This window comes from Trichodesmium erythraeum IMS101, assembly GCF_000014265.1.
In the GTDB taxonomy this organism is placed as follows: Bacteria; Cyanobacteriota; Cyanobacteriia; order Cyanobacteriales; family Microcoleaceae; genus Trichodesmium; species Trichodesmium erythraeum.
Map to the genome: position 1 here is coordinate 3,287,689 of NC_008312.1, position 26,469 is coordinate 3,314,157.

The following is a 26,469-nucleotide window of genomic DNA, read 5'->3' on the forward strand; positions in this document are numbered from 1 at the left end:
AGAAACTGAGGCTAGTTATCAGTTTTTGCATGATCGGGTACAACAAGCAGCTTATTTGTTAATTCCAGAAGAGCAAAAACAAGCAACTCATTTAAAAATAGGGCGATTATTGTTAGAAAATATCCCAAAAACTGAAAGACAAGATAGGATTTTTGATATTGTTAATCAGTTAAATTATGGGATGGATTTAATGAATAATTCTATTGAGCGAAAACAACTTGCTGGGTTAAATTTAATTGCTGGAAAGAAAGCTAAGGTTTCTGGTGCTTATAATACTACAATTAATTATTTCAATACAGGTCTAGAGTTGTTAACTGTTAATAGTTGGAAAACGAATTATGATTTAACATTATCCCTCTATGTAGAAGCCACAGAAGTGAGTTCTTTGATAGGTGAGTATGAGCAGATGGACAAATTAGCTGAGGTTGTATGTCAACAAGCTAAAAGTTTATTGGAGAAAGTTCCAGTTTACATGAGTAAAATTAAATCTGAATTTGCTCAAAACCAAATGATGAAAGGTATTGATCTAGCTATAGTAGTTATTAAAAATTTAGGATTAGAATTATCTCCTATATTGGAAGAAGCAGAGTTATCTGCTGCTATTGCAGAACTCCAGTCATTGATATTTCTGAGCGATCGCTCCACTGAAGACCTCAAACAACTTCCAGAAATGAAAAATCCTGAAAAGTTAGCTTTAATAGAACTTTTAGGGTTAATAGGAGCAGCAGCTTTTGTTGTGGGTTCCCCACTATGGTCGAGTATAGTTTTTGCTATGGTTACTTTATCTATGGAGTGGGGTAATACTCCTGTTTCTGCTTACGGTTATAGCTCTTACGGAATTTTCCTCTGGAGTAGAGGAGAAATTAAAGCAGCTTCTGAGTTTTCTGAGGTAACATATAGACTATTCGAGCGCTTCGGTGGAGATACTCTCAAAGGACTGACTGTCGCAAACCTCCATCTGCGCCATTGGAAAGAACATTTAGGAAAAACTTTGCCTTTATTTCTAGAATGTTATTCCCTAGCTTTGTCTAGAGGAGACTTGGAATTTGCTAGTTATAATATTTCTTTACACTCTTTTTATTCCTACTTTATTGGGTCAGAATTAACAGAGCTTTCTCTAAAGCTGAATAACGCTATTGATGCTGTTTTTCAAATGAAGCACAAAGTTCCTCTAACCTGGTTGCAAATGACTCAACAAACTATTCTGAACTTAAGCGATCGCTCTGAAAATACCTGTTTATTAATTGGTGAAGCTTTTGATGAGACAAAAATACAGCCTCAAGAAGATTTTGGACTGACATACTTACATTTTTATAAACTTTATTTATATTATCTGTTTGGCGACTACCAAGAATCTCTAAAATTTTGTCTAGCAGGACAAACATATCTGCATTTTAGTAGTTCTGACTATAGTCTCATACTTTTCTATTTTTATGGCTCTTTAATTCGACTTGCTTTGTACAATGAAGGTTCAGAAGAAGAACAACAACAGTGGTTAGAACAAGTGACCTCTTACCAGAAACAGATGAAAATTTGGGCGCACCATGCTCCTATGAACTTTTTACATAAATTTCATCTAGTAGAAGCAGAAAAACATCGGGTGCTTCATAACTATGTTGAAGCAATTGAACTTTATGAACAAGCGATCGCTGGAGCTACAGAAAATAAATATATTCAAGAAGTTGCCCTAGCTAATGAACTTGCAGCTAAATTTTACTTAGGGTGGAATAAAGAGACTATTGGCCAAGCATATTTAATCAAAGCTTACTACGCTTATGCTCAGTGGGGAGCTACTGCTAAACTTAAACATCTAGAAAAGTGCTACGGTGATCTACTTAAACCCCTACAGGAACAAAAACCTAATTTGACTTCTAGCTTAACTACTGAAACTATCATATATACAAGTAGTGATACCTCTTTAATTTTTGACTTCAAGAGTGTGATGAAAGCAACTCAGGCAATTTCAGGAGAAATTAAACTTGAGAATTTACTCTCGGTTTTGATGCGAGTTACCCTAGAAAGTGCTGGAGCTAAAAAAGGTTATTTAATCTTACCCCAAGGGGAAAATTGGGTAATAGAAGCTGAGGCTATTCGTAATAGAAACCTTGAGGGAGAATTACAGCTAACAGCAAAACAGTCTATTTCTATTAACTCCACAAATAAGCTTTCTACTTCTGTTGTTTATTATGTGGCGCGTACTCAAGAAATTGTTGTACTTGATGATGCTACTAATGAAACTAAGTTTGCTGCTGATACTTATATTCAAAGGTATAAACCTAAGAGTATTTTATGTATTCCCATTATTAATCTTTCTCAATTTATTGGCATACTATATCTAGAAAATAATCTGACGGTAGGAGCTTTTACTAGGGATCGCCTAGAAGTATTAAAATTTCTCACTACTCAAGCAGCTTTATCCTTAGAAAATGCCAGGCTTTATGAAACCTTATCTATTGCTAAAAATCAACTTGAAGAATATAATCAGACCTTAGAGGAGCAGGTTAAAAAACGTACTGAAGAATTAAATGAAAAAAATGTAGATTTATCTGAAACTATCAAAAAACTACAAAAGGCTCAAGGTCAATTAATTCAAACGGAAAAAATGTCTAGTTTAGGGCAGATGGTAGCGGGAATTGCTCACGAAATTAATAATCCAAACAATTTTATATATGGCAATGTTAATCACGCTATTGAATATAGCAAAAATTTACTTAATTTAATCAATCTTTATCAGGAAGAATATCCTCATCCGACAATTAAAATAGAAGAAATGACTGAAGATATAGATTTCTATTTTTTAAGAGAAGATTTATACAAATTACTAGATTCTATTAAAGTAGGAGCTGAAAGAATTCAAAAAGTTGTGCTATCTCTACGGAATTTTTCGAGATTAGATGAATCAGATATGAAGCCAGTAAATATCCATGAAGGTATTGATAGTACTCTACTAATTTTACAAAATAAACTTAACTATAAAATTGGAAAATCAGAAATTAAAGTAGTCAAAAACTATGGGCCTCTTCCATTAGTAAACTGTTACGCTTCTTACTTAAATCAAGTATTTATGAATATTTTAATTAATGGTATTGATGCTCTAGAAGAGGCGAGAAAAAATAATAGTGAATTAGAAGAGCCTATTATTATTATTAGTACAGAAATTACTCAAGACCAGACTGTAACAATTAAAATTTTTAACAACGGCCCTAGCATTAGTCTCGAAAATCAAAGGAAGATATTTGACCCATTTTTTACTACTAAACCAGTGGGTACTGGTACAGGTTTAGGTTTATCAATTAGTTATTCAATTGTTGTTGAAAAACATAAGGGTAAGCTAACTTGTAATTCTTCATTAGGGAAAGGAGTAGAATTTGTGATTGATATTCCATGTGACCTATAAAGAAGTTAAGCATTCAAGCATTGGCTATCAGCTATTACTTTTATTTGAGGTTCAAAGGTGTATTAATTGAGCCAGAATTAAATCTTAAATAAAAAAGTGGATTTCTTTGATATTAAATCTAACTGAAATATCAATTATTATCCAACTCTTTAGCCTAGCAAATTCAATTATTCTACAATTAAATTTATATATAGTTATTTAAGTTTTAATCGATAGGGATAGAGTAAGTAATGTAAGGCGATCGCATGAATATTTAATCAGGGGTTTACCCTTCTCTTTGCGACATCAAAAGAATATTACAAATAATTAGGGTACAAAAGGAATATTTATTCAGATTTTCCCCTTGATTAAAAAAAGATATTTCAACCAACATAATGATATTTAAACTATCTATTCTGACTTATGAGTACTGTCTCCTAACTCAATAGTGATAACCTGAATTCAAAGAGTAAAAATTAATCTTCGATGGTCAACCATTAAGGGTTTAAAGGGCGTGTTGTAAATTTAAAAAAACGGTTTAATTTTGATTAAACAGCACTTTTGCTTTAATTATTTGTTTTTAGAGTAGTGAATCTAAATATTTAAAAACTTCTCAACTTTTTTAGGTCTTGAAAAAGTGTCTGGTATTACATCCAAAAACCTTCAGATAAGTTAGCATTTTGGGCAGAATAATTGCAGATGGCAGCAAGAGACAAATATATCTGACTACCTCCTCTATAATTCGGCCTTCATCCCATCCCAGGAGGGATGGGTTGGGGGTACGTCTGCGCACTCAACGTTCAGAGATGGAGATGAGTCTCCTACTCCTTAACAAGAGAACCCTAAATAGTTAATTTTGATGGCATATCAATATAAGTTTTGAGTCTGGAAGCTAAAACCTGAACATGGGGTTCAAGCATCATGGTAATATGATCCCCAGGAACAGTCTCAAGTTCTACAGAACGTTGAGAAAGTTGCTCCCAACCCAAAAAAGAATTCTTTTGCAGTTGGTTGCGAATAGTATCAGTCAAACCAATGGCGCTATTCCAAGTACGAACATCACTACTACGGAAAAGAGCAATAGGAGTCGGATAAAGTTTCTCTGGGTGATAATGACCCATCGCATAAACACTAGCTTTTAAAACTTTGACAAAACTATGCACTTGTCTTTTAGCTGCCTGAGAAGAACGTACATGAAGCTTTTTCACTAGTTGCTCAGTTACATAATTTAATTGCTCATCAGGAGAGAAAACTTTCAGATCATTATAGGATATCTCTAAATTTTCCTTTAAAAAGTATTCAAATAACCTCACGACCTCACTCATATATTTAGTATCATCCCAACCCGCAATTATAAAACTACTAAATAAAGGGGCAGGAATATCAAAAACAGCAAGTAAACCAATTTCATCTCCCTGTTTTTGTAACTGTTGGGATATTTCAAAAGCTACTTGCCCACCAAAAGAATGACCACCCAAAAAATAAGGACCTGTGGGCTGAATCTTTTTTAATGCGTCAATATAGTCGGCAGCGATCGCCTCAACATTTGTTTGAGGTTCTGCTTGATCATCCATTCCCCGTGCTTGTAGTCCGTAAAATGGTTGGTCTTGACCGAGATGAAAGGCTAGAGAATGGAGATAAAACGCAGTTCCCACACCCCCAGGGATACAGAAAAAAGGAGGCTTAGAACCTTTTGCTTGAATTGCTATTACAGGAGTAGCAAAACCCGAACCTAAGTTTCCATCTGCAACTAACCCTATATCATAATTTGCAGAAGGTTGTGGGGAAAGCACTTCTTTTGCCAAATAATTAGCTAGAGCTTCAACTGTGGGATATTCAAAAATTAGTGTTGCCGGAAAAGAAGTTCCTAAGCTATCTTGGAGAAGATCGCTCAACTCAACAACTGTCAGAGAATCTAATCCCATACTAGTTAAAGGTTGTTGCCAGTCTAATTGAGATTTATTTACCTGGAGAATATTTGAGATTAAAATCTGAAGATGAGATATTAGTAATTCTTGACGTTTTTCAAGTGTGGTAGCTAAGAGTGTTTTTCTATCTAAGAAAGCTTCTTTTTCCTTTTCCAACAGATCAAATTCTTGGTAAATACTACTGCCAACAACATCAAGACTTTGCTCTAAAAAACCTACTTTGCAAGCATGACGCTGAATCTTGTTGCTAGAAGTTTTAGGAATAGTTCCTGTTTTCAATAATAATATCCCATAAACTTGTAACTGATGCTGTTGAGATACAGCTTGACGGATAGCGTTAACAACCTCATCTACATCCAGTTTATCTAAGTAACTTTCCTGAACTTCTTGAACAATGACCAACCTTTCCTCACTTTCCAACTCTACGGAAAATGCTGCACCACAACTAGGTCGTAAAGCTTGATGACTTCTGTCTACAGTTAACTCAATATCCTGGGGATAATGGTTACTACCTCGGATAATAATTAAATCTTTGAGACGACCAGTGACAAATAATTCATCATTGAGCAAAAATCCTAAGTCACCAGTCCTGAGAAACGGACCCTCCTGTGTATCTTTTAAGTAATTTTGAAAAGTTTCTGCTGTTGCTTGGGGTCTACTCCAATAACCTTGAGCAACACTAGGACTAGAAACCCAAATCTCTCCCACTTGGTCATCTGCACATTCAGTTAAAGTTTCCGGGTTAACAATGAGAATTTTTTCACCTGAACTAGCGCGACCACAACTAACAATTTTTTGGGTACTATCATTCTCGTCAACTGTTACCAAAACCCGATTTTTAGTAAATTCAGCCTTGTCAACATTCAGAATAACTGGGGGTTCTGTTATTAAGCCTAAAGTAATACCGACAACACTCTCTGCCATCCCATAGCCTGCAGTTAAAGCCTCTGGGCGAAAGCCATAGGGTTTAAAAGTCTTGATAAACCGCTCAAATGTCTCCGCACGAATTGGTTCAGCACCGCTAAGAGCTAACTCCCAATTACTTAGGTCAAGCATTGCCCGTTCTTCAGGGGTTGTTTGAAAACAAACTAGGTCATAAGCAAAGTTAGGAGCTAGGCTTTGAGTAGCTTTGTAATGAGACATAGCCATTAGCCAACGGAAAGGTTTTTGCAGAAAATCCAATGGCGACATAATTTTAACAGGGAAATTACCGTAGAGAGGTTGTAGAACTCCCACTAATAACCCTGTATTGTGACTAAAGGGTAACCAAGTCACTGTAATACTTTCAGGTGTAATATCAGATTGTTCATAGCCCATAGCTAAATTGTGCAGAATATTTTTGTGGGTGATCATTACACCTTTAGGTTTTCCAGTTGAACCGGAAGTGTATTGAAGAAAAGCCAATGTATCACCGTTGATATTAGGTTCTTGCCAATGGGACTCCAGATTTTGAGCAATAATATTATCGGTATCTAACAGCTGTATTGTTGCTAACATGGGATTTTCCGCAAAGCGACCTTTTAAGTAAGGTAATAGAGGTGTAGTGGTAAGAATCAACTTTGCTTGAGCATCTGCTGCAATTGCTTCTAATTTTGAGAGGGACTGATCAGGGCGTGGTGGATAGGTTGGTATAGCGATCGCCCCCCCATACAAACAGCCAAAAAATCCAGCCATCAATTTTAGTCCAGGGGGGTACAACAGCAAGACTCTTTCACCTTTAGCATTTAGGGACTGAAGATTTGCTGCTATGGCCTTAGCGTGTTGTTCTAATATTTGATAGGTAAGACTATCAGCTTCTGTTTCACCATCTTTGAGAAAAGTATAGGTTTTTTGCTTAGGTTGATCTAGGGTTCTATGGTGTAGGAGGTCTATTAAAGTATCAAATTGCATAATTAAAAAAAAAGCTAAACATCTTGATATTAAAACTTCGGAGTTAATACCCCTACTATGTTTTTCTGCGCTGATAGTTTAACATAAATGTATATTTGTTTCAAGTGAAAAATAATCATTCAAAAAATTGGAGTAACAGTATACGATATTTCCTGCCCCAGCTACAAACAATAAAACAATTGGCTTTAGTTTTTACTCTGTTAGCTGTTGAGGCACTGAAATATATATTTTTTGATCTATGCCAATTAGTCTTTTAGCAGCAATTATTATCTATAAATTTCCACTATACAGGACTCAAAAAAAAATAATTTTTTTGTATTTATCCAAGGTATATTTGACCAAGTTTAGTGCAATATTACTTTGATTACTTTTGTACAAGGATTTCGTAATTTAATATAAAAATTTCTGAATAAAACATAAATTAAATCACAAAAATTGAAGAATGCAATTATCTCAAAATTTAGTAATAATAGGTAAAATATTATTTAATTTATATTTTTATAATATCTTGATAATAAGTACAAAAAACCTTTGATCTTTAAACCTATTTTTCCTTGAGTATAATTGCCTTTCTTCCTACAAAATGTAAATATTCACCCATAAATAATATTTTTTATAACTAAATATATTATTTATTTGTCCTCAACTTGCGGTCAAATAATTACCAGATAATAGGCTTGATAATTGCTTTGATCTACTTTTTTTAAAGGCTCATTGATTTTCCTAGAGATTTATAGTTGGTGGAAATGTCTGAGACAAATGGTAATGAATATAAGTTGTTCACAATTAGGTAACCTAATCAAATGCTATTGAATTAATTTCAGGTAAAAATCCAGCATTTTTTACCCACTTAGCACATTCTGTTTCTAACTCTTCAGACATAATTATATCATATCTTTTGAGCTGTTCAGTAGTTAATAAATTGTGCCAGCGACCATTTACTCCTTTATTAATAAAAGTATTAGGTTGAAAGACTCCTTTTTGCTGAAACTTTTGCCAATTTGACTTCATATATTCTAGAGAACTTTTTTCTAAGACCATCTCTTTTTTTGAACTATTGATATTTAGATTGAGAAATTCAGAAATTCTGTCAATTTCTTGAGATTTATCATAGATTAAATTATGATAGTGGACTAAAAGTACATTCGGTAAATTTCTTACCTGCCACCAACTTTTTATATGTTTCCAATAAGACCAATACTGATTTTTATCCTCTTTTGTTTCTACAAAATCATCCCAAAAAGCCGCAAAATCTTGTGGTAAATTTTCATGGAAATATTCAGGCAAGAAAGATTGATAATGATGATATAAAGATAATCCCACATCTCTGCCATCTCTTACTAAATAAATATATTTCCATTCTGGGTAACATGGTAAAGCTTCAAACAATAGATGACTTTTTAAAATTCTGGGGCTAGACAAACTTTCTATCCAAGATTTTTTATTTTCTGGGGGAGTAATAAAAATTTCTTCTACCCAGGGACTAAGATCATGGAGAGATTCAAAATCATCATGGCCATTAACCATTAAATTAACTATTTGTTGAGTTAAAGTTGTGCCTGACTTATAACAGGAGGAGATGACAATATCAGTATTTCTAGGCTTAATTAAATCCCAGATTGTTGAATTCTGTAGCTCGCTTTTTATTACTATCCGGTTTTTCGGTAATGATTGATAATTTGGCAGCATAATAATTTTCTAAATTTTTCCCGTTTAGTTGCTTTATGATTTTTAGATTAATTATCTAAATAATTAGATTAGTTTAATGCTAAAAAAATCAAGATCGTCTTTTTCTGGGATATCAAAAAAGATTAGGAATTACTCAATATTTTTGACCCTTTTACCATTATATAGCTAACTAGAAAGTAATGGCAAATTTTTACCTAGGGCTTGCTAATTCAATATAAAAGCACTAGCACATAAAGGCTTTAGTGTTTTTTAATCGAAAAAACTACCTGGTTTCCGATCCCTGAAGCTAAAAAAGCTAGCATTTCGAGAACTCCTATGCCAGAAAAATCAAGAGACAAATAATATTCCACCGCTTCCTCTACCTACTTCCTTACTTCTTAAACAGACTTTTTTAGCAGACCCTAGCTAGTTATATAGTTCCTGTTAAAACTGGTTTACCTGTTGATACTGCCTGTTCAATAATATCAGCAGCACGAGTGACTCCACCTGCTCGTTTAATTGCTTTCTGTAATCTCAAAGCATTTTGCTTATATGACGGTTGTGTGAGCACCTGAGAAATAGCTGTTCGTAACCGAGGTACTGTTAAACGTTTCAGTGTTATCGCTACTCCAGCTCCAGCCCAAGCTATTCGTGCCGCTACTCCTGGTTGATCGTTAGCAATAGGAATAGCAACCATTGGTACTGCATTACTTAAACATTCTAGAGTTGTATTCATACCTGCATGAGTAATAGTGAGAGTAGCTTTTTGCAGTATTTCTAATTGGGGTGCATATTCAACAACTAGAGGATTTCCTGCTAAGTTGGGTAGAGATTCTGGAGTGGCAGAACCTCCCAGAGAAATAACTAACTGAGCATCCAACCCCTCACAAGCTGCTGTAATTTGATAAAATACCTCAACCAAACGATTTTGTATAGTTCCCATAGAGGCATAAATTAAAGGTTTACCTGTCAACTGTTCCCAAGGAAAGGAAACAGGTTCTCTAGTACCTGAATAATGATAAGGTCCTGTGAAATGAAAACACTTAGGTAAATTTTCTCTGGGAAATTCTAACTCAGCAGGTTGCTGACTAATTTGAGCCAGTAGAGAATAAGCATCATTGGGGTCAGAGTACAAAGGTAAATTCCATTGACGACGATACTCAGCTACTACCTTGTTAATAGGTTTGCCTAAGATTTGATAGAAACTCCAAGTAGCTCTATTACGCAGTTTTGCCCACCAGGCGGGGTTATATTTCCAGTTGCTTACAGGGTGGGGAACATTCTCATCTTGATTGAGTACCAGTGCACTACAAATAGTAATAAAGGGAATGTCTAGAAAATCCCCTATAGATTCTCCTAATGAAGCCTGGTCGATTAACAAAGCATCTACACCAGCATTTTTGATGACTTGCGGAGCATCCCGAAGCAAAACATTTGTCCAGTCTTTTAATAGTGTAATTGTATAGCGAAATGCAGCTAACCCGCTGAGTTTACTCAGGTGATTTAAAGCTTCTGCTGTGCTGCCCTTAGAATATTCTTCCGTGCCATAGGCAACAAATTCTAATCCTGCTGCTAGTGTCTTAGCTTCAGCGTCAAGTATCCCTATCGTCGTGACACGATGACCACGCCTTTTTAATTCTTGTCCTATGGGAAGCATTGGATTTAGGTGTCCTGTCAATGCCGGACAAATCAGACCAAAATGAGTCATAGTAAGTTTTTTCCTGGTTTTCTGATTTTCCCCTACAATCATACTATCAAGCATTACGAAAATCAATCATTGTCTGCCAATACACATCTGGCATCCCCGTATCAAAACATCGCCCTTTGACTAAATACCCTGTCATTCCTTCTGCTTTTTGTAATTTATCTAAACAAGATGTCAGTTGAAATTCTCCTTTTTCCCTCGCATTTTGTTTAATGTTTTCTTCTAGGTAATCAAATATTCTTGCGGTTAATACATATATCCCAAAAACTCCTAAAAAGTGTTCTTTTTTCATCCCTAACACATGAAGCTTTTCTCTGGCATAATTTAGGTCTGGTTTTTCATAAATTGTATCAATATTAATTAGACTATCGGCAACTAAAGTTCCACCAATACAACCATAATGATGTATTTCTGTTCCTGGGATAATTCTCACCCCAAGTACACTTTTATTCGTCTGTTCATAGACTTGCAAAAATTGACTTGTACAGGATTTTGTGACCTCAGAAGTATAAAGATGATCCCCCAGTAATAGCAAAAAAGGTTCGTCTCTTACCCAATCTTTAGCACAGAAAACAGCATGACCATAACCAGCCTGCTGCTCTTGAGTTAAGAAAGTAATTTTATTACCTAAATTTTGTAAATATTGGCAATATTCTTGTTTTTCCGGGGAGAGTTTTTCATAATAACTAGGAACACCTTGGAAATAGTCTGTAAAAATTTGGCGATCGCTTTCCTGTACCACCACTCCCACCTCTTCTATTCCACCACTTATAGCCTCTTCAATAATTATTTGAATTATTGGTTTAGCTCTGCCATCTTTGTCTATTATGGGAAATAGTTCTTTTTTCACAACTTTAGTAACTGGGAACATCCTTGTACCGAAACCTGCCGCTGGAATTACTGCTTTTCTTACTTTAGCTGTTGTTTCTGTCATATATTTTTGATTTTTTGGTTAACTAATAAATAAAAATTAGTAAAATTTAGACTTTTAAACTTGTATAAATTGAATTTTTAAGAAAATTTGTTTACTATTCTCTGCTATTTCTGAAAGCTATATTTTTTTTCATTTCAGCGTAGAATATGTATTTTTCCCAAAGTACATTATCATCAATTATTGACTTAATCAAAGTTTTTATGATCATTTAATTATAGAATCTAATAATGAACATTTATTATTGGAGTGGTAACAAATATTTTGATATTGGAGTAAGCTGTCAGCCATCAGCTATCAGCTTGAAGGAAAAATTAGCCTCCAAGAAGAATTACAGCGCTTTTCAAATTGATAAACTGCATCGCCATAACCAAAACCTTGTAGGAGCGTTGCATAACAAAAATGCGTTTCATGTACCATAGCGAAACGTCCCTACTGTAGTCTACTGAAATGAAAATTGCTATAAAAGTCTGACACCGAAAAGATGATCAGCTCAACTTAGTAATTTCTTACTTTCATGGAGCTTTTTGGGCACCATTAACAAGAAAAAGCTCTTTAGCTAAGTACTAATAGCTGAATGTTCACATATGGCATCAAATTTAGGAGGGAAATAATTATCGCATCAGACTAAGTTAAAGGCTTTAAGATTTTTGAGAGATAAATGTGATCTAAAAGTATGAATAAGGTGGTATTTCTGACGATGAACCACATCATCATCAAAACAATGTAGGGACATTCCATAGAACGTCCCTACTGTGGTCTAACTATTAAAAAAAACACTGTAATTATTTAATTTGCTTCCATCTCCAAAATACAAAATAATCAACTTACCATCTTTACCACTGCTAATGAGCTTGCTATCAGGAGTAAACGCTACCGAAGTTATAGCTCTTGTATGTTCCTTACATATAGAAATAGGTGTTAGCCTTTTCAGACTCCAAACTTTAATATTTCTATCACTGTCTTTACTCACAATTAACTTTCCATCGGAGCTGAAAGCTAGCGAGTTAAAAACAGCTGAATGTGTTCTACGGTAGTTATCATGTTGCCGATCTGTTTGAGGATGCCATTACCTTTACTCCTGATGTCTCGAGAAGCTTGTTAATTTTGAGCAGTATTTCTTGTTGGACTAAAATAGATTCAGCTAAATCTCTAGTTAGGATATATGTGAAGATATCAATATCAACGATTTCATGACTCAAACTGCTAATACCAACACTTTCTTCGGAAAGTTTTGGATCTTGAGCGAGGACATTTCGTAGCTTCTCCATGATTTCTTCTAAGTCTTCGTGAACACTGTCATAGCTCAATGAAAGTGTCTTGTCAAAATAATAGTTGTCACGCTTACTATGATTGACAATTTGCGATGTGGATACTACTGTATTAGGGACAGAAATGAGGTAGCGTTCTGGCGTGCGAATCAATGTTGAGTGTAAACTGATGTTTTCTACTGTACCGGTAACACCACCTAATTCACAAAAATCGCCAATCTTTATTGTGTCAGTTAACAATAAGGTTAAACCACCTACTACATTTTCTATATATGGTTTAACTCCAAACCCAACAGCAACACCACTAATTCCGAAGCTAGCTATTATTGGTCCAACAGCTATGCCAATTTCTTTGCTGGTAATATAAAAAACTATTAATCCTGTTACAGCTCCTAGTAAACGAAATCCATTGTGAATCATTACTTTTTTCAAGTCTCTATTCTGTTCAGCCATTCTGAAGATAATAGTAGAACTAATGGCATTGAATACCATAAAAGCGAGCCAAGCTAAAACAAGACCTTGCAGAACAGTTGATAATGTCAGTAGATTTTCTAGGAGTTTGCCCGTGATATTAATAGATTGATCTATGATATATTTCCAAAAAGTAATCAAGCAATATGTGAAAACTGGTATAAATAATCCCAACCATGATTTTTTCTGGGGATCAGTAATTTTTCCTTTGTGCGAGACTTTGAATATCAATTTGTCGGCAAAAAAAACGGTAGGGAATATTATCAAGGTTACTATAGCTAGACTAAACCATTGCCAGAGGGTTTGGCCATACAACAATATAATATTTTTCCCCCTTGGTAGCCATGTATTCCATTTGGGAGGTAGGAGATGGCCAGGTGTACTGATATAGAATTTGTAGAACCCTGGAGATGTTTTCCAGTAATTCGATTCATTATAGGGATATTTCTTGATCAATTGATAATATTTTCTGATCCGCTTCACTGTTTCAGGGGTAAAGAGAAATTGATTGGCATTGAAACCTTTCTCAACTAACTGCATTTTAATCTCAGTTTCTGGAACTTCCCAGCGTGTTAGGGATCTAGAGAAAACATCTTCTTGACTAGGAATCATACTGGGTCTAGGTAATTTAAGGCGGTCTAATATCTCTTTCAGCATTAATGCAGATTGTGTACCAAACTCTTGAATAGTAACTGGGGAAACATCTACAAGATTTAAGGCCTTAATCGCCCGGTTAAGAGCTAAGTTTGCTTCATCGGCTTTTTTTAGCACTGCCTGAGAATGCCATAATCCCCCGTCTTTTTTTGACTGCTCTTCAGCTTCCATAATCAGTGTATAAGCCTGATTCATATTATTCATAAATCCTGACATGGTAGCACGGGGACTATTAGTGTCAGGTGGCCTAAGTGGGTTAAAGTTTGAGCTTATGCTAATAACGGCATGCTGAGTCAGCAGAATTATTATTACAACAGTGAGAATTTGTAAAAAGAGTTTTTTTATGAGTTTCATACTGAGAAAGTCTCCATAACTTGCAGATTAGTCTATTTATTTAAGTCTTAAGAGTCCATTTTTCCTGATCAATTCTGGCTTTGTCAGTAGGAAATGTGAGAAATTTTCCCTCAATTTATTTCTAAAATTTGTAAGGAATGTATGATTTGTTTGCTATAATTTCCCAAAACACTAACATTTTCCAATCTATGGATATTAAAGAAGTTTTGAAGTTGGTTGAGGAGCTAATTTATGACCATACCGGAGAAAATTTAGACTATCTGCCAAAAACTATATTGCAAGGCACTTTAGAAGGTCAGACTTACAAAAAAATTTCTGAGGAAACTTACGCTAGCGAAACCCATGTTAGGTATATTGGTGCTAAATTATGGAAAACTTTATCGGAAATACTCGGTGAAAATATTACCAAAGCAAATTTTAGAACAATTTTAGAAAATACAAATATTTACAATTTTGTACCTGTTGTTTGTAGAGATAATGCAACAAATAACATTAATATCTGTCCGTCAAACCCTCACGCTTCCGCAATAAAAACCAACTCTGAACAAACACCAACTCAACATATTATTGACCTAGACAAAGCGCCAGAAATTATCAACTTTTATGGGCGCACAGAGGAAATATCAACCATGACAAAATGGATAGTGAGCGATCGCCTCCGTGTCATTTCCCTTTTAGGAATAAGTGGTATCGGCAAAACGACCCTTTCTCTAAGATTAATTCAACAAATAAATGGGTTAGAAAACCAAACCCCTACCTTTAACTACATCATTTATCGGACCCTACGCTTTTCTCCCACCCTCACCACAACCCTCACTAACCTCCTGCAAATTTTCGCACCAGAAACAGAAGTTTCCCACAATATCGACATCCTATTATCACAACTACAAAAATACCTAGCAAAATATTCTTGCTGGATCATATTTGATGACGTACACAAATTATTTACTCCGGGAAAACTTGCTGGTCAATACAAATCTGGTTATGCAAATTATCGGGATTTTTTTCAACTATTTGCCACAGTCTCCCATCAGAGTTGTCTACTATTAATAAGTAGAGAAAAAATAGCAGAAATTTTCAAATTAGAAACAGAAAATTATCCAGTGGAAACTTTAATTTTAGGAAGTTTAGGAGCTTCGTCTAAAGCAATCTGTCAAAGGCACAAGTTAGTAAATCAAGAATCCTGGGAAAAATTGATTAATAATTATCAAGGAAATCCGCAATGGTTAGATATAACAGCAACAATAATTCAAGAATTATTTAGAGGTAAAGTAGCAGAATTTATGGAATATAAAACCCTAATTTTACCAGAAGCATTACAAGCCGAATTAGAACAACAATTACAAAATTTATCCCCTCTTGAAATCAGAATGATGAAGCAAATAGCCAACCAAAGCCAACCTATTTCAATAGCGGAAATAAGTAGACAATCACAACTATCTATTCAGGAAAATATTAACTTAATTCAATCCCTAAAGAAGCGGTTATTATTATATGGGCAGTTAGAGAATAATTTGACAGTATTTACTCTGAATTCAATCTGGAATCAATACTTAAAAAATAAAAATTAGTAGGATAAAATTTTTATTTTTTCTACATGTCAACTTTTTTTCATTATCACCTTAAATAATATCATTATAAATAATATTTTCAACTAAAAATTATGCGATATCATGCAACAAGGAGTTATATTATATCTATTGAAATAGTTAGAATGAAAACTTGAAGTAAGACTTGAGCAGTAAAACATATATAGAAAATTCTAAGTATATAAAGTTGAAATATTAAGAATAAATATTTTGTAATTTCGCTATATTAACTGTCATAGCTATACCTAAAATTTGATCAAATATTCTGTATTTTATAGGCTAAATCCCTACTAAAAACAAAAAAAATATCAAAATTTATCACTTGTTATCCAGATATAATATTACTTATCAATAGATTTATAAGAGTAAATTTCCTGATTATAAAAACAAATAATCATCAATAAAAATCTAGTTTATTGTTTAATATCAGACAATTATTAGCAACAAAATCCACTCAAAAAATATGGCTCAAAATATTCCAGCTAAAAATATCAACATTCTCTAAATAATAAATAATTCAGGAATTAAAAAAAACAAAGGTAAATAATTATTCCGGGAATTGCAAGATAATTTACTAGAAATTACTGACTTATAAAAAAACTCCTATAACAAGCAAAAACCGGTTTTTTTAAACCTAATAGATTATCCGCCATTGCTAGAAAATATTGTTAGGATGTCAGTAGTTAAACCCATCTTATTTATTGGTAATTTTTGTCTGTATCCATTGTATATTCGTAAGGAAATTACAGTTAATTTAGCTCTTGACAATGAGGATATTATTATTAAAGGTAAGATTGATAAATTAGCGTTAAAAGACCAATTTTAGAGAATAGTAATTGAGTCTAAAAAAGCTGAATTTTCTCTAGAAGCTGGGCGGGGTCAAATTCTTGCTTATATGTTAACAAATCCTCATTCAAATCGGCCTAATTATGGAGCGATTTCTACAGGTGACGGTTTTATGTTTATTAAATTAGTTAATGGAGAAATACCGCAATATGCTCTTTCTCAAGGATTTTTTACTTTTCATCCTGGTAATAAACTTTATGATGTACTTCCCATTCTCAAACCCTTAACTGAAATTGTCTTAAAAAGAATTGAATAGAGTATAGCTGAAGTCATTTCAGTTATCAGTTATCGGTTATCAGTATCTCTGGGTTCAGCTAAAGGCTTGAAATGCTGAAGTTTATTTTTTTCCGAACCTTGAAACGGAAAGCTTGAGACCTAATTTTTTTGTGAGAAGTAGAAACCCTAAATTCTTAGGGCGAACTAAATTTGAGAGCTGCGATAATTTCCTAACCATCTAAGCGACTGCCATAAGAACTGATACCAAATTTGCTGCTGCTTTTGGAGTATTACAGTACTTTTCCAAACTAGAAAACCACAAATAGTGAGTGTTGTATCCAACATTCCTATAAAGTTATCGCAGTCGAAGTATAAGTTAAGACATCAACTTCAGCTTGTCTCCAAAATTGGGAATAATTCAGCGTCGTAAACCTTTATTCAATTGCTATATCATTTCTTTGATGTGGTTCATTGGCAGAAAAATACTGTATAAAAAACTAGGTTTATAGGATACAGATGTTAGTATAGTAGAGCATTTAATATAAAATTGATATCAACATGACTACTTTCAATTTGACAAACCAAAACCTAGAAACAAACCTGGAGACAATTTTAAACCGTGCTCTCCAAGGTTATGATCTATCTCCAGCAGAGACACTTTTATTGTTATCCCCAACTACGAAACCTAATTTGGGAAAACTTGCCTTAACTGAACTTCCAGCAGAAATAACCGCTATCCAGAAAACAGCAGACCAACTCCGACAACAACAAGTAGGTGATACGGTAACTTACGTGATCAACCGTAATATAAATTTCACCAATATCTGTGAACAACATTGTAGTTTTTGTGCATTTCGCCGAGACGACGGGAAAACAGGTGCATTTTGGTTAGACATCAATCAAATTTTAGCAAAAGCTAACGATGCGGTGCAACGTGGAGCCACAGAAATTTGTATGCAGGGAGGATTAAATCTTCAAGCTAAAGTTGCAGGAAAATCTTTACCTTATTATTTGCAACTGGTAAGAGAGATTAAAAATGAGTTTTCCCATTTGCACTTACATGCTTTTTCTCCCCAGGAAGTTCAGTTTATTGCTAGGGAGGATGGGGTGAGTTATGAATATGTAATTGCTGCTTTACGGGATGCAGGGGTACATTCAATGCCCGGTACTGCTGCAGAAGTTTTGGATGATGCAGTCAGACGAATTATTTGCCCGGAAAAAATTGATACAGGAACTTGGTTAGAAATAGTGGGTACAGCCCACCGGTTGGGAATGCCAACCACAAGTACTATGTTATGCGGTCATATTGAAACCCCTAAACAGCAGATTTTACATTTAGAGAGATTGCGATCGCTACAACAAACTGCTATTGAAAAAGATTATCCAGCAAGAATAACAGAATTTATTTTATTACCATTTGTGGGACAAGAAGCACCTGCACCTTTACGTCGGAGGGTAGGGCACGACCAACCTATTTTGTTAGATGTTTTATTGTTAACAGCGGTGTCGAGAATATTCTTAGGAAATTGGATTATTAATCATCAACCCAGTTGGGTGAAAATTGGTTTAGATGGAGCAAAAGAGGCATTAAAGTGGGGTTGTAATGATATTGGTGGGACTTTAATGGAAGAACATATTACTACAATGGCTGGTGCTATTGGAGGTACTTTTATGGAAGTCAAAAATTTACAGGAAGCTATTACAAGTTTGGGGAGAAACTATCAACAAAGAGATACTCTTTATAAATATTTGTAGGTTTGGTTGAGGTACCGAAACCCAACAAAAAAAGTAAAAGTTATATACAGATTTTTTGTTGGGTTGCTCTGTCATTGATAGCCTACAACTATATTTTGATATTTTGATATTTAGAATTTACAAATATGAATGTTAAGATGCCTCTAGGTAGATCACATCAGGAAATTATAAAGTCTCCAAGAAGAAAACAAAAGTCATCTCAATATTTTTAAGGTGTTGTTGACATCCTCTCGGGCTTTTAAGAGTAGGGATATAGCCGAGCTATAGCTACTCAGCGAGTTTACCTTCAGAAGCTGTCACTACTTTGGCACTGGTCTCGAATTACTTCTACCTCCTTTTTTGTCTCCGTTTAGCTTTCCCTTCGCGATATAAAACGCTATATAAAAAGTGAAGTTCCTCCGAAGGACGCATGCCCAAGGAGCCAGCAAATTAGCAACATGCAGAACTTATGTATTGAAAAAAAATCAGCTAAAAAGTTTTTCTTTTCCTACAAGGCTTTTTTTAGGAATATTTTGTGCTATAATTAAAAAACTTTTTTCGTATGAAACCGCTCTCAAAATAAGCGGCTACCTAATTTTAGGTTTTGTAACTATTAAACTAGAATTATGGGTTTCGATAAGTAATGCTTCTAGTAAGAATTTCTCTAGGCAACAAGTACCCGAGAACCAAAGTTTTTTAAAGAAAGAAGCTGTATCCTAGGGCATGGAGGAATATATTTAAGGAAAAGAGCAAACTTTTGGGGAGAAAAAAAAGAACTTGATATATATTGTTTTGAAAATTCAATAAGCACCATAAGTAGAAAATATATTGTCAATAAGCGCAATAAACTACCGTTTATCAAAAATTTACCCTAGTTTATTGAAAATATACGTTTGCCCTATTCAAGCATAGTGGAGATAAGTTATACTAATTCCCATAAATAATGCTTTACTTGGGTAAAACTTCAGTGATTAAATAACTCATATAAGAAACAGAGTTTTTTTACTTTCTTTAGGTAAGTTAATGTTAATTATTTGTTTACTTATTCTCTACTTTTTGACTTAATAAAATGTAGAAAAATTTTTGAGAAATGATCTTAAAAGTCAGAGGTTCAAGGTGATGAGTCAGGCTTCTACCTCTATGTACTCGCTAATTATTAGAGCCTTCAATATTTGAAACACTTGCCAAATTTGAGATGACTGGGATAGTTTTTTCTCTGCATACTAGCGACATCATTACTATGATCATTTTCTCACTGAAGCGTTATAGATTGTGTTACAAAAATTTACAAAATCAGAGGTATTTTAATGATTACCACTATATCTAGTAATGAATGCTCTACTTTTTCAGACCAACTTTATGGGAAAATTAATAGCAATTTTAGAGAAAAAAATCAGTATCAAACACTGCAAAATATTGATTAACACTCTGTCATACTGAATTATAGTCGATCTTAAGATATTATTATTTCTGAAAAACACTTAGAGAAAAAAGTCAATATTTATTCTGTAAACTGAAATCTATCTTAACTATTTACATAGAATTATCCCTCCGATAAAACAGTAATTTATCAGGGGATATTACAGCTATTTGAAAAGAAGCAACAACAATTGGTTATCATCTTTCTCCAAAAATATTAAGAGAAAGATGAAAAGTTATTTATTAATTATAAGGGGTAATTAACCATGGAAAAAGTAGCTCAAAAAAACAACAACCTTACAAGTAATTATTATGGTTTGAGCCGTTGGTTAAAATCTCTAACTCTAGGCATAATTCCTGCTATTTTAACTGCTTTACCAGTGAATGCAGCCAAGCATATTTCTGTTGGTCACGAAGGTTTAAATACTTTGATTTCAGTATCAGCATTAGAAAGTTATGTTCAAAATGGAGAAATTAACTATGAACTAGCTAGCTATATGCTACTTTTAGAAGCTGAAGACGAACAGGAATACCGAGACTTCTTGCAAACTCGCTACAATTTTCCACCTCAAATAGTTGCTCAATTTCTTCACTCACCTATGGGAAAATTATTCCTCAACAGTTTAGGAGAAGTAATTAAAACTCATTCAGTTAATAGTGGTTCATCCTCTATTGAAAATGGTGCAGAAGCAATTAAAACAGCCTTATTAAAATCTGCAAATGACTCTGCAGGCTTAAGTATTATAAATTTTGTCCGTCATTTTCCCAGTGATGTTATGTGGCTAGAAGCAAAAAAAATTGTAGCTGTGACTGAAAAAATTTCTACTGTAGAACAAGAGACAAAAGCTTTGGTTGAAACAGTAGCAGAACTAACATTAAAAGAAGCTAATCAAGAAAAAAGAGTAGATTTCTCGCAATTACCGGATATTAGGAAAAAGGGAAAATATAGCTTTTCACAACAAAAAATTACTCTAGAAGATACCGGACGTAATCGCAATTTTTCAGCCCAATTTTATTTGCCAAATATATCTTCAGAAGAAACCTCAATTCCTGTAGTAGTTATTTCTCATGGTTTAGGTTCTAATGGGGTAAACTTCCAGAGCTTGGCCGAACATTTAGCCTCTTATGGATTTGCTGTTGCCCTACCTCAACATAGAGGTAGTAATTATGAATATATCCAGAAATTCTTAGCAGGTAAAACTCAAGATATGTTTCAAGGGAATGAGTTTATCGATCGCCCTTTAGATATTTCTTTCTTATTAAATGAATTAGAACAGTTAAATAAATATCAATTACAAGGTCAGTTAAACTTAGAAAAAGTTGGCATATTTGGTCATTCTTTTGGAGCCTCTACGGCCTTTGCCTTAGCAGGTGCAGAGATTAACTTTAATCAGCTCCAACAAGACTGTGGTCCACAAATGGAAATTTTGAATATGTCGCTGCTGCTACAGTGCCGTGCTTTGGAATTGAAACCACAAAAATATAACTTGAAAGATGATAGAATTGGAGCAATATTTGTACTTGACCCAGTGAATAGTAGTTTATTTGGAAAAGCTGGTATCAGTCAGATTAAGTTACCTGTTTTATGGGGAAGTGGGAGTGAAGATAAAATTACTCCCATAGTTTTAGAACAAGCAAACTCTTTTACTTGGTTGCCAACTACCAATAAATATTTGGTATTAACAGAGGGAGCAGATCATATTAATATTAATCTGGGTGCAGTTAACAAAAATGCCTTTACTTCTTTAGAAGAGTTAATTAAGCCAGACCCAGAAGTAGTAGTTGGTTATGCTAATGCTTTTGGTTTAGCATTTTTCCAAAGCCACGTTGCCGATCGCCCTGAATATCATTCTTATTTACAAGCATCTTATGCTAAGGCGATCAGCGAGCGACCTTTTAATCTGAGTTTAGTGCGTTTTTTGCCAGAAACTCAGTTAAACAAAGTATCAAAACAAGCAAGGAAAGACTAATTAAGGTTTATTGAAAAAGTCTTTTTGGGGAATAGGGAATAGAGATAAATAGAAATTATAGAGCAGGTGGTTGGATATATTTGTCCTTTGCGAACCTCTACCATAGTCAAGCTAAAATGATAAATTTTTGAGCTTGAGCAAGGGAAAAGAATGAACCAGATCAAAAAAAAATGATCGTCCGCTCTGGGAGTTGACATTCAACGTTCCGCTCTTCCTGGTTTAATAATAATGAAAAGCATTGAAGGTCTCTAGTGTGGTCGACCGAGGCAGGTCCTATTAGACTTCTCCAAAAACACCGATCAAAGAAAAAACTCCCTGCTCCCTAACCCCAAAAACCATTCTGCTTCAGGAACACCTATTATTTTTTGACTAATTTAGTCTTTAACTGATACTTAACAGTAGCATAAACTGCTTTGTAAGAAGCATTAATATTATACTCCTTTTGTAACCATGTTTGAATTTCTCCATAACTTTCAAAACCGTTATCAGGATCATTCAGTCGTTTTTCCAACTGATCTCGTGCCTCTTCTGGAATTGCTGGTTTGCGTCCCCCATTTTGTTTAACGTGCAATAGTCCTGGAAGTCCTTCCTTGCGATATTGTCTTAACCACCGTTGCACTGTAATTCGATTTACTCCTAGAGTAATTGCCAATTCTTTAACAGTTGCTACTTGACCAATTTTAAATAAATACAATGCTTGAATCTTCTGAAAACCACTAACGGTCTTTTGATGATTTAACAATGTTTTGAGTTCTGGAACTGTTTCTGTAATTTCTATTTTACATACCCCGGCCATATTTATTTCCTTTTACCTTTGTACTACTGTTCTAAGATTAAAACTTTTTCCATAATATCTGTAGCATACAAAATAATAAATTACTACTATAATATTTTATGGTAGATTTTTAGCATAAAAAGTACAAATCTTCATGATCAATCAAACCTTTGTAATGCGATAATTTTGCTTGATACAGCTATACCTCAGGTTTGATGATATACAGCAAATTTAATTGACTTAGTATTTAACCAATTGATTGGTTTAAGGTAGAACAGGATATCCTAAATGATTAGCAATTGAGCTTTGAGAGACAGATATCAGAGTCTAGACTAGTGAATTTAATAATAATATATCAGAACATCGTTTTACTACTAAACTAAACTTGTTGAACCTCCGCCATTACCCTAAATTTTTTTTTAATTTACAGCTAAATGAAATTTGTGCAGCATTCCGTCAAAAAAAAAGCTGATAGCCAGTTAATGAAAAATTAAGATCTCAACAAATAGGTTGTTTTCCTGGTTTGACAGCATGAATATACTCACTACCAGAATTAGGCCAACCTCTCCGATAAGCTGCTGACTCTGGTTTTCCCCATCCCAATTGTAGAAGCATCTCCAAAAAGCTTGATTTTTCCCATTTCAGCATATTGACCCATTCTGTACGTTGAGCGATCGCCTCTACCTCATATATCTCTATTTGGCGAAAGTCTCGACCATGACTCACACTTAAATACAAATCCATTCCTATCGTCACTTGGTTCCAGAAATCTAACACAGAAACCTTTGCTCCCTGCAAAATTTCTAAGTCATCGGACAAAGCAATTAACTGTTCATGCACAACAGGAAAACTAATAGTTCTACCATTAACCATAACTTGTCGCCAAACAATACCAGAGACCAAATATTCTCTTTGGTAGCGATGAATAGCAGCTTTAAAATCTTGATAAGCAGTAAACTTTTGGAAAGCTTCTGGTTTGAGAAATTGGTCAACCACTGGGTTTCCAGTATGGGGAGTTGCAGCCAAATTAAGACGTTGCCCTAGAAGACAAGCTTGGCGCTCTGTAGCTAAGATATCTATTAGCTCGTTAGTGCTGTAGACCTTTGACATAAGAACACAAATTAGTCAGGGTTCAATAATATCCTTTTATTTTGACACATTTTTAGCTAGGGAGTAGAGAATCAATCAATCAGAGTAAGTTTTTTTTCTTTCTGGTTGTAAGGAACAATAATTAGCTAAAAACTAAGGGTTGTGCATCAAGAAAGTGTAGAAATGGTAGTATAATTACAGTCCTTCAATACCTTTAATTCTTGTGGAATGTCCTCTGTGTGGCCATCACAGAACTCCAGTCTTATAGAAAGACAAGCATTGTCACTCAGGGATATAATTGTCCCAAATTCCTGCAAATTTTCAGTGACACTTTCAACGCTCTATACTAAAGTAGACAAGCTCAACCTGAACAAATATACTTCTCATACTTCCAAAGAAAATACTGTTGCACAAAGAGCTAGATTCTGGTTTCGCTGCGCTACATAGGTATATGCAGTAAGTGTCGCAGCTATATCGCTCCTTGGGGTGGGAGAGACCTAATTACTCATCCCGAATTTTGCTGACGCACCACTTTTTTATCACTTTAGTAAATAGAGTTGTTAGGAATTAAGCCCAAAAAATTCCTTAAACCCAAAACAAGTTCAGGTTTAAGCATAATTTTAATTATTAAAAGTCTGAAAACCTTATATAGTAAACTTTTGACTATTTTACATTTTCCCAGACCCAACAAATCTAATAGAGATCAGCAAACGCTTCAAAATACTCCTGGTCATTAACTTTCAGTGTTTCTCCCCTACCCCCTCCCATACCAGAGCCACATCTCCCTTTTCCTCTAGATGTTTTATCAACAGGTCACAAAGCATTGCGACTAATGTCAAAAGCTCTACAAACATCAATCTTTCCCTAACCTTAATCATAGGTAGCTACAGATTTCTTTCAATATATCTATACTATAAGCAGATAGCATAATCAGCGATCGCTACTTTAACCCATTTTGTATTAGATCCTGAGTTTTTCTTACTCTTGAAATCTTGAAAATATCTTAATTCATAGCTTAGTTCACCCACACCACTAAATTAAGTAGACTGACTTTCGACCATTTGATTTTCCTGGCGTAAATAAGCCTCAATAAATTGGTCTAACTCACCATTCATCACATCATTAATAGCAGTAGTTTCCTTCTGAGTCCGTAAATCTTTAACCATTTGATAAGGATGGAAAACATAGTTACGAATTTGATTACCCCAAGCAGCTTCTACCATATCACCGCGAATTTCATTAATTTCTTGAGCACGTTGCTCTTGAGCAATTATCAGTAACCTAGCTTTCAATAATGCCAAAGCTTTATCCTTATTTTGTAACTGACTACGCTCTTGGGTACAACGCACAGAAAGACCTGTAGGAATATGAACTACTCGCACCGCCGTTTCTACTTTATTCACATTTTGACCACCCTTACCCCCAGAACGAGAAGTTGTAATTTCGAGATCCTTCTCTGGAATATCCAATTCTACAGAATGGTCTAATATGGGCATCACCTCCACACCAGCAAAACTAGTTTGTCGTTTGCCATTAGCATTAAAAGGTGAAATTCTGACTAAGCGATGAGTACCTTTTTCCGCCTTCAAGTAACCATAAGCATACCGACCAATAATTTCTAAAGTTGCAGACTTAAGACCTGCTTCATCCCCCTCAGAAATTTCGGCCAACTGCACCTTATACTTATGCTCTTCTCCCCAGCGAGTATACATCCGCAACAACATTTCTGCCCAATCTTGAGCATCTGTACCTCCTGCCCCAGCATTAATAGTCACCACTGCTCCATTTTGGTCATATAGACCAGATAATAATTGCTGCAACTCCCATTGGTCTAACTCCTGGTTGAGATTAGCAATTGTTAAATTAGCTTCTGCTAGTAAAGATTCATCTGTTTCTAGTTCCAATAACTCAACGATCGCTCTAGTATCTTCCAGATTATTTTGCCATTGTTGATATTGCTCAAGATGGGATTTCAGATCATTCAGTTGTTGCAGAATCTTTTGTGCCGTCGTTTGGTCATCCCAAAATTCCGGTTGAGCTGCAATTTGTTCTAAATCTTGGATTTTAGCTTTTAATGCAGGAATGTCAAAGATAGTCCTGGGTTGTGCCCAGGCGAAAGGACAAATTTTCTATTTCTCGTTTAATGGCTAATACTTCCATAGAGATCTCTCCTAAATTTAAAACTAGACTTAGTACTATAATCAAAATTATTTGTAGTATAGCATTCAGCTATAAGCTATCAAATCAAGTAAAAACTATTGGCTCTCAAGGACTTCAATTTTCTCAATATCTTAATAATTTTAGGACTTACCCAGGTGCGCGACCAACTTCTCAGATAAATTATTGTTTTTGAGAAAAGACTTTACAAAAGAATTGACAAAAGACTTGGGCAAAAAAACTTAGTTTCTGGATTAGCCTGGGTAAGTCTTGACTTTTTTGTAGTGTTATAGGATAATGTAACTGAAGTTAAAACTTTTTTTTGCAATTGGCGTAATCTGAAAAGTTGATCATTATACTTCCATAATTACTAACTTTGTTGACAAATCTACTCAAACTTTATCAGGCTTTAACCTTACAAAACTA

At 34.5% G+C, this 26,469-nt stretch carries 15 protein-coding genes and 1 pseudogene; 6 read left to right on the forward strand and 10 right to left on the reverse strand.

Annotated features, from left to right (window positions below):
• The first annotated feature begins 25 nt into the window (after positions 1 to 25).
• The gene (locus tag TERY_RS36720; RefSeq protein ID WP_011611714.1) at positions 26 to 3,397 is read left to right on the forward strand and encodes an ATP-binding protein; all 3,372 of its coding nucleotides are present in this window, start codon (positions 26 to 28) and stop codon (positions 3,395 to 3,397) included.
• Between the two features lie 821 nt (positions 3,398 to 4,218).
• Here the strand turns inward: TERY_RS36720 and TERY_RS09990 are convergent.
• From TERY_RS09990 to TERY_RS10020, 7 genes and pseudogenes are all read right to left on the reverse strand, one after another.
• The gene (locus TERY_RS09990) at positions 4,219 to 7,194 is read right to left on the reverse strand and encodes an AMP-binding protein (RefSeq protein WP_011611715.1); all 2,976 of its coding nucleotides are present in this window, start codon (positions 7,192 to 7,194) and stop codon (positions 4,219 to 4,221) included.
• A gap of 795 nt (positions 7,195 to 7,989) precedes the next feature.
• Complete coding sequence (locus TERY_RS09995; protein ID WP_011611716.1) at positions 7,990 to 8,883, reverse strand: sulfotransferase domain-containing protein; 894 nt, start codon at positions 8,881 to 8,883, stop codon at positions 7,990 to 7,992.
• Positions 8,884 to 9,292: 409 nt separating this feature from the next.
• Positions 9,293 to 10,570: a nucleotide disphospho-sugar-binding domain-containing protein gene (locus TERY_RS10000; RefSeq protein WP_011611717.1), complete on the reverse strand. Its 1,278-nt coding sequence runs from the start codon at positions 10,568 to 10,570 to the stop codon at positions 9,293 to 9,295.
• A 46-nt stretch (positions 10,571 to 10,616) separates the two neighbouring features.
• Entirely contained in the window at positions 10,617 to 11,501 is an 885-nt protein-coding gene (locus TERY_RS10005) for a sugar phosphate nucleotidyltransferase (protein WP_011611718.1), read from the reverse strand.
• Positions 11,502 to 12,258: 757 nt separating this feature from the next.
• Complete coding sequence (locus tag TERY_RS10015; RefSeq protein ID WP_044136688.1) at positions 12,259 to 12,471, reverse strand: hypothetical protein; 213 nt, start codon at positions 12,469 to 12,471, stop codon at positions 12,259 to 12,261.
• Positions 12,445 to 12,513: pseudogene (locus TERY_RS36725) on the reverse strand (hypothetical protein); the annotation flags it as partial. The pseudogene TERY_RS36725 and the gene TERY_RS10015, both read right to left, overlap by 27 nt.
• 25 nt (positions 12,514 to 12,538) lie before the next feature.
• On the reverse strand, positions 12,539 to 14,089 hold the full coding sequence (locus TERY_RS10020) for a mechanosensitive ion channel family protein (protein ID WP_196797268.1): 1,551 nt from the start codon (positions 14,087 to 14,089) through the stop codon (positions 12,539 to 12,541).
• Between the two features lie 347 nt (positions 14,090 to 14,436).
• Here TERY_RS10020 and TERY_RS10025 point away from each other — a divergent pair, with 347 nt between their 5' ends.
• The 5 genes from TERY_RS10025 to TERY_RS10045 all read left to right on the forward strand — a co-directional run bounded on the left by TERY_RS10025 (position 14,437) and on the right by TERY_RS10045 (position 22,022).
• Positions 14,437 to 15,819, forward strand: a complete 1,383-nt coding sequence (locus TERY_RS10025) for an AAA family ATPase (RefSeq protein ID WP_044137363.1) — start codon at positions 14,437 to 14,439, stop codon at positions 15,817 to 15,819.
• Between the two features lie 670 nt (positions 15,820 to 16,489).
• On the forward strand, positions 16,490 to 16,663 hold the full coding sequence (locus TERY_RS36730) for a hypothetical protein (protein ID WP_370496988.1): 174 nt from the start codon (positions 16,490 to 16,492) through the stop codon (positions 16,661 to 16,663).
• 69 nt (positions 16,664 to 16,732) lie between these two features.
• A complete protein-coding gene (locus tag TERY_RS36735; RefSeq protein ID WP_011611720.1) occupies positions 16,733 to 16,939 on the forward strand; it encodes a hypothetical protein in 207 nt (68 codons plus the stop codon).
• A 518-nt stretch (positions 16,940 to 17,457) separates the two neighbouring features.
• The gene (cofH, locus tag TERY_RS10035; protein ID WP_011611721.1) at positions 17,458 to 18,654 is read left to right on the forward strand and encodes a 7,8-didemethyl-8-hydroxy-5-deazariboflavin synthase subunit CofH; all 1,197 of its coding nucleotides are present in this window, start codon (positions 17,458 to 17,460) and stop codon (positions 18,652 to 18,654) included.
• Positions 18,655 to 20,318: 1,664 nt separating this feature from the next.
• The gene (locus TERY_RS10045; protein ID WP_011611722.1) at positions 20,319 to 22,022 is read left to right on the forward strand and encodes an alpha/beta fold hydrolase; all 1,704 of its coding nucleotides are present in this window, start codon (positions 20,319 to 20,321) and stop codon (positions 22,020 to 22,022) included.
• A 358-nt stretch (positions 22,023 to 22,380) separates the two neighbouring features.
• Here the strand turns inward: TERY_RS10045 and TERY_RS10050 are convergent, their stop codons facing one another.
• The 3 genes from TERY_RS10050 to prfB form a co-directional block, all read right to left on the reverse strand.
• The gene (locus TERY_RS10050; protein WP_011611723.1) at positions 22,381 to 22,818 is read right to left on the reverse strand and encodes a helix-turn-helix domain-containing protein; all 438 of its coding nucleotides are present in this window, start codon (positions 22,816 to 22,818) and stop codon (positions 22,381 to 22,383) included.
• A gap of 477 nt (positions 22,819 to 23,295) precedes the next feature.
• The gene (locus TERY_RS10055; RefSeq protein ID WP_011611724.1) at positions 23,296 to 23,907 is read right to left on the reverse strand and encodes a hypothetical protein; all 612 of its coding nucleotides are present in this window, start codon (positions 23,905 to 23,907) and stop codon (positions 23,296 to 23,298) included.
• Between the two features lie 1,016 nt (positions 23,908 to 24,923).
• A protein-coding gene (gene prfB / locus TERY_RS10060; protein ID WP_155994386.1) for a peptide chain release factor 2 occupies positions 24,924 to 26,046 on the reverse strand; the annotation gives its coding sequence in 2 pieces (ribosomal slippage) (positions 24,924 to 25,973 and positions 25,975 to 26,046; 1,122 coding nt in all).
• Positions 26,047 to 26,469 lie beyond the last annotated feature (423 nt).

Bases quoted from the DNA above. Each gene is read 5' to 3' on its own strand.
- TERY_RS09990 (WP_011611715.1), bottom strand. From the start codon at position 7,194: ATGCAATTTGATACTTTAATAGACCTCCTACACCATAGAACCCTAGAT.
- cofH (WP_011611721.1), top strand. From the start codon at position 17,458: ATGACTACTTTCAATTTGACAAACCAAAACCTAGAAACAAACCTGGAG.
- TERY_RS10055 (WP_011611724.1), bottom strand. From the start codon at position 23,907: ATGTCAAAGGTCTACAGCACTAACGAGCTAATAGATATCTTAGCTACA.
- TERY_RS10005 (WP_011611718.1), bottom strand. From the start codon at position 11,501: ATGACAGAAACAACAGCTAAAGTAAGAAAAGCAGTAATTCCAGCGGCA.
- TERY_RS10000 (WP_011611717.1), bottom strand. From the start codon at position 10,570: ATGACTCATTTTGGTCTGATTTGTCCGGCATTGACAGGACACCTAAAT.
- TERY_RS10045 (WP_011611722.1), top strand. From the start codon at position 20,319: ATGGAAAAAGTAGCTCAAAAAAACAACAACCTTACAAGTAATTATTAT.
- TERY_RS10025 (WP_044137363.1), top strand. From the start codon at position 14,437: ATGGATATTAAAGAAGTTTTGAAGTTGGTTGAGGAGCTAATTTATGAC.
- TERY_RS09995 (WP_011611716.1), bottom strand. From the start codon at position 8,883: ATGCTGCCAAATTATCAATCATTACCGAAAAACCGGATAGTAATAAAA.
- TERY_RS10020 (WP_196797268.1), bottom strand. From the start codon at position 14,089: ATGAATCAGGCTTATACACTGATTATGGAAGCTGAAGAGCAGTCAAAA.
- TERY_RS10050 (WP_011611723.1), bottom strand. From the start codon at position 22,818: ATGGCCGGGGTATGTAAAATAGAAATTACAGAAACAGTTCCAGAACTC.
- TERY_RS36735 (WP_011611720.1), top strand. From the start codon at position 16,733: ATGTTAACAAATCCTCATTCAAATCGGCCTAATTATGGAGCGATTTCT.